Raw genomic sequence first — 1,091 nt, 5'->3', positions numbered from 1 at the left:
GTACACAATTATGATGAATCATTTGAGAACGATGCGTACATAGCAATCGTGTTCATGGATGCGCCTATCCTCAAAAAAGTGTGGTTGATGGATACTCCTGGGGATCTAAACAGTGAAGACGACAGCGACACAGAAAAAGCGCTTGGTGGTGTAGAGCTAGCTGATGGTGTTGTATTCTTGTCTATGCACGCTGGTTTCTTTAAGGAAAGTGATTTGGGCTTTGCAGCAAATATCATCCGTCAGCGCCCACCAGTTGATAAAAATAATCCTCTGAAGCATCTATTATTCGTCCAATCGCACTGTCATAGCGATCTAAATGCTGATGATGTTTCTATGGTTGGTAAAGTGACGTTTAAACGCGTGAAAAAGCAGCTAGATAAGCTAATTTTCAATCATTGGATAGAAGATGGTTATATCGATGAAGCACCAGAACCTCAGGAACTGACTGCTCGTACACAACCGTTCTGGCGAGAGAATGAGTTATATCGTACATCGCTTATCCGTCAAGTCGATGAAATGGCAGATTACCTGAATGAGAATCATGCTGCTATCGTAGAGCAAAATATCAAGAATATTTACTCTCAAGCAGATAAGGTTCTAGCGGTTGCTATTGAATCATTGAAAGACAAAGAGCAATCAAGTGTTGACCGTGTAAATGAGGTCAATGAACAGGATGCGCGATTTCGTAAGCAGGCTTCTAAAATAAAGGCCGATTTCGAGGAACTTATTGCATCTTGTGCTGACCGTAAGAAAAAAGATCTTTCTGATATGAAGACCTTCTATCAGTACAATTCATCTGCGGAAGGTTTGGAAACGCTTATTACCGAAACTTATGATGACAAGAAAGAAGCTCAAACAGAAATTGGCAATTATTTCAGCCAACTGATCACCTCTAAACTCGAGAGTAACCTAAAATCTAGCGGTAAAGTTGTCTCAAATGAGGTGGACGCCCTTCTGGTGCGATGGCAAGAAGCAGCTCCTAAAATGACAAAAGCTTCTATTGACTCAGAAATTGGGGGGCTTGATATCGATGTTTCTGAATTTAACTCCCGCGCAGCATTTGTTGGTGGTATGGCCGGACTAGGAAGTCT

At 41.6% G+C, this 1,091-nt stretch carries 1 pseudogene; it reads left to right on the top strand.

The features are described 5' to 3' along the window. Window positions 1-1,091, top strand: a pseudogene (locus IQR33_RS17700) (hypothetical protein); the annotation flags it as partial.

This window comes from Vibrio sp. OPT46, from assembly GCF_015163535.1.
Lineage (GTDB): Bacteria > Pseudomonadota > Gammaproteobacteria > Enterobacterales > Vibrionaceae > Vibrio > Vibrio alginolyticus.
This window is presented reverse-complemented; position numbering and strand designations above follow the sequence as displayed.